General features: G+C 39.6%; 6 protein-coding genes. 4 read left to right on the top strand and 2 right to left on the bottom strand.

Annotation, left to right across the window (positions count from 1 at the left end; all coding sequences use genetic code 11):
• Nucleotides 1-542 precede the first annotated feature (542 nt).
• Nucleotides 543-1,676, top strand: a complete 1,134-nt coding sequence (locus tag BV372_RS26525; protein WP_086689479.1) for an aromatic ring-hydroxylating dioxygenase subunit alpha — start codon at nt 543-545, stop codon at nt 1,674-1,676.
• 262 nt (nt 1,677-1,938) lie between these two features.
• On the opposite strand, the gene BV372_RS26520 is transcribed toward BV372_RS26525, so the two are convergent.
• Nucleotides 1,939-2,979, bottom strand: a complete 1,041-nt coding sequence (locus BV372_RS26520) for a caspase family protein (RefSeq protein WP_086689478.1) — start codon at nt 2,977-2,979, stop codon at nt 1,939-1,941.
• A 421-nt stretch (nt 2,980-3,400) separates the two neighbouring features.
• Here BV372_RS26520 and BV372_RS26515 point away from each other — a divergent pair, with 421 nt between their 5' ends.
• The gene (locus BV372_RS26515; protein ID WP_086689477.1) at nt 3,401-4,159 is read left to right on the top strand and encodes a DUF5995 family protein; all 759 of its coding nucleotides are present in this window, start codon (nt 3,401-3,403) and stop codon (nt 4,157-4,159) included.
• Between the two features lie 517 nt (nt 4,160-4,676).
• The gene (locus tag BV372_RS26510) at nt 4,677-5,528 is read left to right on the top strand and encodes a mechanosensitive ion channel family protein (RefSeq protein WP_086689476.1); all 852 of its coding nucleotides are present in this window, start codon (nt 4,677-4,679) and stop codon (nt 5,526-5,528) included.
• Nucleotides 5,529-5,599: 71 nt separating this feature from the next.
• Here the strand turns inward: BV372_RS26510 and BV372_RS26505 are convergent, their stop codons facing one another.
• Nucleotides 5,600-6,208 (bottom strand): hypothetical protein, encoded by a 609-nt coding sequence (locus BV372_RS26505; RefSeq protein WP_086689475.1) that lies wholly within the window; start codon nt 6,206-6,208, stop codon nt 5,600-5,602.
• 218 nt (nt 6,209-6,426) lie between these two features.
• Between BV372_RS26505 and BV372_RS26500 the strand changes: the two genes are divergently transcribed.
• Nucleotides 6,427-7,377 carry an ABC transporter ATP-binding protein gene (locus BV372_RS26500; protein ID WP_086689474.1) on the top strand — a complete coding sequence of 317 codons (951 nt, stop codon included), beginning with the start codon at nt 6,427-6,429 and terminating at the stop codon, nt 7,375-7,377.
• Nucleotides 7,378-7,411: the final 34 nt, after the last annotated feature.

Here is a 7,411-nt window from a genome sequence, read left to right as displayed (position 1 = left end):
AGCGAAAAGTCAAAAACAAGGGTAACGCTGTTATTGTAAGTTAAATGTGGAACAGCTTATCTATCCTCGGAGAAGCTGCCTTGAAGGATTCTATGCGCCTTGGTGTTAAAAAATCTTGAACCACCCTTCGGATGATAATCGATGACTCGCTAATATCAGTCGCCTACAGTATTGATTCACTAAGATACACAAAAAATAGACTTTTAATTCGTGCTAGTGTACGCAATTCATTATTGCTACTCAATATTTTGTTTATACGAAACTTATCATATTGAAATAGGATTACCGAAATTTATGGGAAAAAACTGATACAGATTTTTCTCTAAGTTCATCCAGAGTTTTTTCAAACAGCCTCACATTAAAGATTTCATCATTGCCAAATTTTCAATTAGGGTATCCAGAATGTAAAAATTAGTCAGCAAGCAGATAAAGATTATCAATTCATTTTGTAAGGAAATCTTAGAAGTAACTCCCATTACATTTTTAGGACCGCTGAATATGAACTATATAATGAAGCCTTCACTTTCCGTGAAACCCTAAAAATGAACTTTAACTTGCAGAATGTTAGCTCAAACCGTAAGCCTAAAACTTTTAATAATCCAGAGCGTTTTATCGAGGGATGGTATTGGGCAATACCATCTGATAATCTGCGGATAGGTGAAGTTAAGTCTATCACTTTATTAGGCAGGGATCTAGTAATTTATCGGGGTAAAGATAGAAAAGCTGTTACTATTGATGCCTACTGTCCACATATGGGTGCCCATCTTGGTGAAGGTAAAGTTGAGGGTAATGAACTACGCTGTTTTTTCCACCAATGGAAATTTGATCATGAAGGATTTTGTGTTGATATTCCCTGTTTAGATGAACCGCTTCCTATAAAGTTAAAAGCTTGGCCTACCGCAGAGAAATACGGGATGATTTGGGTTTGGACTGGGGAAATTCCATTACAACCTCTACCCTTTGTACCAGAGTTAGAGCAAAAAGAATGTCATGTCGCTATTGTTTCTCATTTTGTAACTAACTGCCATCCCAATGTAGTAATTATTAATGCCATAGATACCCAACATTTCAATACAGTTCATAGATTGCCATTAGAAATTATCTTTGAAAAACAAGAACTGAATCAAAATGCTATTACCTTTAGCAACACTACACGAGGTAGAGAAAGTTCTTTTTTAATCAAGATCATTCGTCCGTTCTACAAAAATGCTGTTACTTATAGTGTTTGTTATTGGTACGGCAGCACTAGCATGGTAACATTGGGTCCCGATTTTCTCCATTTGCATATTATGTTTATCCTCCGCCTCATAGAAGGAGGAAAGACAGAAGGAAGTACTCTATTGATGATGAAAAAACATCACGGAATCCTTGGTTGGTTATGCAATCAAATTGTGCTATGGCTAGCTAATCTTTTAGGTCAACGTTTTCTCAAAGGTGATGCAAAGCTGTTTGAGAAAATGCAGTTTAATTTGAAAACTCCTATCAAAGCAGATCAGCCAATCATGCAGTTTATCAACCATCTTGAAAGACAAACAGCCCTATGTTGGGGAACTTGGCAACAAACGCGTTCTTCCAAGGAGTTGTCGTTCGCGCAGCGTCTCGAAGAGAAGACATCGCTCCATGATGAAGAAAGCAGAGATAATCGAGATAAATGGCGAGATGCACTGAATGACTAATAACAACTCTCTGTAACAATATTGCTATCCTTGAGTACGGTTTTTCAGATACAGCAGATAAAAGCTGAAATTTAAATAAATTTATGGTGAAATTCTTGTATTTTGTTTTTAATTATTTTTTGGGCTACCATTGACATAAAAAGAAGTGGCAAAGCCACTTCGTAATTCCCAGGTAGAACCTAGAAACGAGTATAACCATTCTAAAAACCGGAAATCGTATAAATCGTCACTGATTAACTGTATCTAATCATTTCAGTGCCGATCATTGCAATACCGACTCAAGGCGATCGAGTTCATCGCCTAGATGAGCCAATTTTGCCTCTTCCTGAAGTAGCTGCTGTTCTAATTGAAACTTAATTGCTGTGCCAGCTTCAATTGCTAAACCTTGCCGCATCTGCTTTACTTTCTCAGTACGGGTATTCCATTCAGCTTGTAGTGTATATAATTTCTGCTGCGATCGCCTGCGTTGTCCAGCCGTTAAACCCAGAGAAATTAGGCTAGTTTGTAGACTTGCAGCTTCCCCAGGTAAAAATTTGCTCCCACCAGCATAGTAACTTAGGGGAAAATTATCGCCCAAATCCAGCACCTTATTCACAAATGGGTGTTGTGGACCGGAAGCTCTTTTGGGTACTTGGTCAAATAAGTACACTAAAATATCAAGAATCCGAGCATAGCCATCTTTATTCACCGCAGCTTTCCCTTGCAAGGCTTCCAGCAAGCAATCGGTAAAAGCGCTATAAGGCTGACCTGTATAAGAATATTCATCTTCTCGTGAAGAAGCAACTACAACTCTACCGCTTCCCGTTTCCAGCACATTCAACAATTCCGGCGGTAGGGGTGATTTCACAAACGTTTCCCCTGGTTCCTTCAAAGCCGGAATGCCGCCAGCATGACAGCAATCTAATAAAACTACCAGCTTGCGCGCTGTAATGGCTGCAATTTTTTGGGTAAATTCTAAACCTGATAAAGCAGTATTTGCGCGTTGGCTGGGGTCGTAACCATAGGGGACAAGGAAGTATTCATTGGTGCGCTTGATGCGTCCACCGTGACCAGAGTAATAAATGATGACAGTTGCATCAGGATTTTGATTGACTTGGCTGATGATTTGGTCAAAAGCTGCGAGGATATTTTGCCGAGTTGCAACGGTTTCGGTTAGCAGCGTCACCTGTGCTGGTGGATAAGCCGCACGATTTGGATCAATCAGTACATCTCTTACAGCGGTTGCATCTTTGACAGTGACAGCTAAATCTGCACCTACGCCAATGAGTAATGCATAACCGTTGGAGAAAGTTGCGTTTGTCATACCCTGTTTGATGGTGGTGTTGAATGCGTAGCTGCTTCGCAGCTTGTCGTTAGAGATCGCTCTTTATACTCTATATCTTGTGGCTAAGTGCGATCGCGCTTGTGTTGGTTGATGTGTTTATTGCCAGCGATCGCCTTTCCATACTCTACAACTTGTGGGCTTTCCAGACACAAGTATTACGGAATACGGACAAGATTCCCCATTTATTCATGAAGTTGGGAATCTGGGTATTTCCATTTTACTAAGTTTAAGCTTGCATAAATCCTTGATCCCCGACCGATAAATATACAGGTTGGATGATTTAACTTTCTTACAAAGTACTAATAACTTGGGTTTGATCGCAATCATCTGGAAAGCAATCGCCTTTAGCATTTAACTAATTCCAGCCTAATCAAGTTTATCTATATACAAAGAGAATATTATGTTAGCCAACAACACCGATGAAGTTATCCAATATCTAGATGCTATTATTGCCGAAGCTATAGAAGAACGTAGTCGCAGAGGATTTTTTGCTGCACTCTATCGTCAAGTAACTTTAAAAGTGAAGATAGGCATTAAACATGGCTTTTTTGACGATGCAGCCAGAATGGAGGAATTCACTACGCAATTTGCTAATCGATACTTGCGTGCTTGGGATAATTACCAAAAAAATATAAAATCAACCCGAAGCTGGCAGATGACATTCGACGCAGTGCAAAAACCAGAGTTACTAATTGTGCAACACTTACTATTAGCAATTAATGCTCACATTAATTTAGATTTAGGTATTGTAGGTGCCGAACTTTGCCCTGGTGATAAGCTACAAACTCTACAAGATGACTTTATTAAAATTAACGCCATCCTCAGTGATTTGCTTGAGCCTGTTGAGTTAGTTCTTGGGCAACTGTCACCGCTAATTGAGATATTGGATAAGTTTGGCGGCAGAAAAGATGAAATTATCTTCAATTTTAGCATTCGGAAAGCTCGCCAGGAAGCTTGGAATAATGCGAAAATTCTAGCTTATCAAACCCCCGATCTACAACAAGCTATCATCAAATTAATTGATAGCAAAGTGGCATTTCTCAGTCGCGCGATCGCTAATCCTAGCCGTAGTTTTGATAAAGCGCTTGACCTGATAAAAAAATCTGAGAGTGATGATATTGTTGTTATTATCAATGCTCTAAATAGTATTGTTAATTGAAAATATTACAAACAAAAGTAGGGTGGGCATTGCCCACCACATCTAGATTCTCGGTAGGAATTTTTACTCTATATAATTATTACTTTTACAGAATATTTGAGGATTGCTGTAATACACTACCATTCATATAGTGCATTAATAAACTTGGTATCAAGCTGACTAGATAAAATGTCTGCTTGTATAAAAAGATATTTAAATACTGCAAATAGCTCTGAAAAAAGCTTTTATTTGAATGTCAGTAAACATTAACACACTTGATCGTTAATGCAGGGGTTATCTTGGCGCAAGCATAGCCTAGCAAAGGGTTTGCAGTGCTTAAATTTATTATCTCACTAGAGTGATATTAAGAGCGATACCTACGGTAAGGTACGCTAATGCTTGACAAACATTTATTGAAAATACTTTGCTGTTTCATCAGACAATAAACTAAGAAAATTAAAAAAAAAGTATTGATACGCATTTTGCTCTTAATTACCTGTATGTTTGTTGTGTTTAACAATGCACAACTAAAAAATTTATGAATTTTAATCAAATTGGCCTAGTTACCGTTCAACTGTTAACGCAGTTTGGGCTGAAGCTTATAGGCGCTATTCTCCTGTGGCTTGTCGTCCAACGATTGATTGATTTTGGGCTGAAGTTATTACGACGCAGTTTTCGCAGCCAACACGTCGAGCCAACACTCATTAACTATCTTCTGAATATCATTTCTGTAACATTAAGAATTGTTCTAATAGTGGCAATTCTCGGTTTCTTCGGCGTAGAAACTACCTCTTTTGCAGCGTTATTAGCAGCAGCTGGTATAGCAATTGGTGCCGCCTGGGGTGGACTGTTGGCAAACTTTGCAGCAGGTGCATTCTTAATTGTTTTTCGGCCATTCAAAGTTGGTGACTTCATCACCGCAGCAGGCGTCACAGGAACTGTTACAGAAATAGGACTGTTCACAACTAATATCACTACACCTGATAACGTGTTAACAATTGTTGCGAATAACAAGATCTTTTCTGACAATATCCAGAATTTTTCTGCCAATCCTTACCGTCGGGTTGACCTAGTAGCCCAACTCCACCATGAAGTTAATCATAATGATGCGATCGCACGCTTGAAAGCCAAAATCAGCAAAATTCCTAACGTTCTCCAAAGCCCAGCACCAGATGTAGAAATTATCGAGTTTAACTTTGCAGGGCCAGTACTAGCAGTACGTCCTTATTGCAGCAATGAACATTACTGGCAAGTGTACTTCGACACTAATAAAGCTATACGTGAAACCTTTGGCGAAGCAGGGTATCCAGTTCCAGAACATCGTTATTCAGTTAGCAGTTTATCGCCCAATGGAATTGATCCCATAATCCCAGCATCTCTTAATAGTTGAGACTGCGGTAAAAAGCCAAATAATACAAATTAAAAAGTAGGTAAGGTAGATGCCTTACCTATTTTGCTATTTTATACGCTGTTCCAAGCTTTGATGAAGGCAATCACTGAATATCCACAAGCATTCATCATTACTCCATTTACAGTACCACTGACCGCAGAGCCAACAAAAGGCATCATTTTTGCGACGTTCACTAAAGTTTGCTCACCTGCTTTGGAGATTAACTTGATTCCTAATGCTTTATTAATCTCAGCAAATGTTTTACCAGGGATGGACATCAAAGCTTTTTGAATAGTTTGTGACCCTACTTTAGTCCCTAATTCGTTAGCAAGTTCAGCTAAAGTAATCCCCGCAGCCGCAGCTAAAACTAAGGGACGTGTAGATTGGCTTCTTGTATCAATTCCATAAATAGTAAAAAGAGCAGACGCTAGCTTTACTTGAGAATACAAGGTAATTGCAATTTCAGTTGGTATTCCGGCTAGCCCCAAAAGTCCATTAAAAATACCGTTGCCGACTGACCAGACGGTTGACTCTAAGATCATCAAGTTTGCAATATTATCTTTGTTACCTGTCCAATAGAAATTGTTGGCAAAAGATTGTCCCCACTGCCTACCATCTTCGATAGCATAAGCAATAGTTTCCCCGATGACTGGCATCTGGATGAGCGAGTCAAAATCCATAAGCTTTGCGCCTGATTTACTCTGCAAAATTAGAGGTTAGTAAATTTATTATTCCCAGTATTTACAAAAATATAGCGTTAAATAATACTTTCCCTTAAGTATTAACCGTAATAAAATTAAGTTTGTGTAAACCTGGTTTCCATTTCTGAAACGAACCTGACAAATGCTGTAGAGAAAGGTTAGCTTAACTGTAAATCACAAGCCGCACCAAAGCAGCTATGGTCAAAGAATTAGCAATTCGCACCTCTGGACTGACTAAGCAATTTGATCGGCACGTTGCCGTCAATGATGTTGATTTGGAGATCCAAGCAGGTGAAGTATACGGACTTATTGGGCCGAATGGCGCAGGTAAAACAACTCTCATCCGCATGTTAGCAGCTACTGAGGAGCCAACTACGGGTGAGATTTATATTAATGGCGATCGCTTGCTACGTGACAAAAGCAATCCCACCCTCAAGCGGCGTCTTGGCTATTTACCTGATGATTATCCCCTGTATGAAGATCTGACAGTCTGGGACTACCTAGATTATTTTGCGCGGCTATATCGCTTGCGGGAACCTCGGCGCACTCAACGTCTGCATGAAGTGTTGGAACTGATACAACTTGGAAATAAGCGAAATAGCTTAATTTCTACACTGTCGCGGGGGATGAAGCAGCGCTTGAGTTTAGCGCGCACCATTATTCACGAACCGATTTTACTGCTATTGGATGAACCTGTGTCCGGTCTTGACCCGATCGCCAGGATGCAGTTCCGTGAAATCATCAAGGCTTTGCAAGAAGCTGGAATGACTATATTGATTTCCTCCCACGTCCTCAGTGACTTAGCAGAACTTTGCACTTCTGTGGGAATTATGGAACTTGGCTTCTTAGTAGAAAGTGCCTCACTGCAACAACTTTACCAGCGGCTATCTAAGCAACAAATAGTGTTATCAACTTTGGGGAAACTAGAAGCACTTTTGAGTGAATTAAAAAATCATCCTTTGGTGGAAGAGTGGGAGGTAATACCAGGAAAGAATAGCGCACGAGTGAATTTTTCTGGCAAACAGGAAGATTGTGCCGAGTTATTGCGATCGCTTATTCAAGCTGGTATTCCAGTAACTGATTTTCACTGCACCCAAGAAGACTTAGAAACTATCTTCCTGAAATTAGGGCACAAACAAGCATCTTGATTTAATATCACTTCCCCTCTTTGGATAATTTTTC

It is taken from the genome of Nostoc sp. T09, assembly GCF_002154695.1.
In the GTDB taxonomy this organism is placed as follows: domain Bacteria; phylum Cyanobacteriota; class Cyanobacteriia; order Cyanobacteriales; family Nostocaceae; genus Aulosira.
The sequence above is the reverse complement of the archived record's forward strand: the minus strand, read 5'-3'. Positions and strand labels throughout refer to the sequence as shown.